Here is a 1,301-nt window from a genome sequence, read left to right on the forward strand (position 1 = left end):
AGCCGGGCTGGCCGCGCAGCCGGGTCGACACCGCGACGGGGCTGGTGATCGTCGCGCACGGCGCCGCCTTCGCGGGGGCCGCCGTCGACGTCGGCACCCGGATGCTGCTCGCGCACCTCGACGAGGCGATGCCGGCCGCACGGCACGCCATCGACCTCGGCTGCGGCACCGGGGTGATCGCCGTCGAGCTGGCGCGCCGGCGGCCGGGGCTGCGGGTGCTCGCCTCCGACCAGTCCGCCGCCGCGGTCGCCTCGGCGCGGGAGACAGCCGCGGCGAACGGCGTCGCCGACCGGGTCGAGGTGGTGCGCGACGATGCGCTGAGCGCACAGCCGGACGCGAGCGCGGAGTTCGTGGCGCTCAACCCGCCGTTCCACATCGGCGCCGCGGTCCACGCCGGCATCGCGCACAAGCTCTTCGCCGACGCGGGACGCGTGCTCGCCCCGGGCGGCGAGCTGTGGGCGGTGTGGAACTCGCACCTGCGGCACCGGCCCGCGCTGGAGCGACTCGTCGGGCCGACGCGGCAGATCGCCCGCGACCGCACCTTCACCGTGACCGCGTCAGTTCGTCGGTGATGGTGTCAGGTGAGCCCGGCGCACTGGCCGGTCGCATTGCGGCCCACGGTGTTGGGGTCGGGCGCGGAGGTCTCCGGGTCGTCCGACGAGACTGCAGGCGCGAGCCCGGTGCATGAGAGGTTTCGTGTGACGACGTTGCCGGCGACGGTCACGAAGCCGCTCTCGTCGACGGTGATGTCGGACAGGGTCACGTTGCCTTGGACCACATTGTCGAACACGGCGAGGTAGGTGGTGTGCTCTGCCCGCTCACGGTGAGGTTGCCGCCGATCGTGGAGTGAGCGACCGCCCACGGGAGCGCGGCACCTCCGCTCAGGTCGTTGCCGCCGCCGCGGAGGGTGACGTTGCCGCCGATGGATGCGCGGTTGATGAGGAGTGAGACGGCATCGGTGGCCGCGACATTGCCCGTGACCGAGACGATGGGATCGCCCAGATCATCGCCGAGGAGCAGCAGCGAGTGCTCCATCGCCGTGACGTTCTTCGCGACGGTGAAGGAGGCGGCGTCTTCGACGTTCAGCATCGCGCCGCTGGTGACGGTGACACTGCCGGTGACGAGGATCGATGCCCCGTCTTCGACCCCGCACAGGCCGGCGACCGTCAGGCTGCCATACGTGCCCGACGGGATGTCGCCGGTCTCGCATGTGAAGGTCGCACCCGGCGCCATGGGCGCCGCAACCGCCGCCGGTGCGGCGGTCAGCGCGAGGGCTGCGGCCGCGGCGAGGGCGCCCAGCA

General features: G+C 72.8%; 3 protein-coding genes. 1 reads left to right on the plus strand and 2 read right to left on the minus strand.

The window, feature by feature from the left end; translation table 11 throughout:
- On the plus strand, positions 1-572 hold a 572-nt coding region (locus tag ACIWQI_RS12370; RefSeq protein ID WP_396657808.1), incomplete at its 5' end, for a class I SAM-dependent methyltransferase.
- Between the two features lie 5 nt (positions 573-577).
- On the opposite strand, the gene ACIWQI_RS12375 is transcribed toward ACIWQI_RS12370, so the two are convergent.
- Positions 578-763 (minus strand): hypothetical protein, encoded by a 186-nt coding sequence (locus tag ACIWQI_RS12375; protein ID WP_396657809.1) that lies wholly within the window; start codon positions 761-763, stop codon positions 578-580.
- The coding region (locus tag ACIWQI_RS12380; RefSeq protein WP_396657810.1) for a hypothetical protein at positions 760-1,301 on the minus strand (542 nt) is incomplete at its 5' end. The genes ACIWQI_RS12375 and ACIWQI_RS12380, both read right to left, overlap by 4 nt.

The organism is Microbacterium sp., assembly GCF_044508325.1.
In the GTDB taxonomy this organism is placed as follows: domain Bacteria; phylum Actinomycetota; class Actinomycetes; order Actinomycetales; family Microbacteriaceae; genus Microbacterium.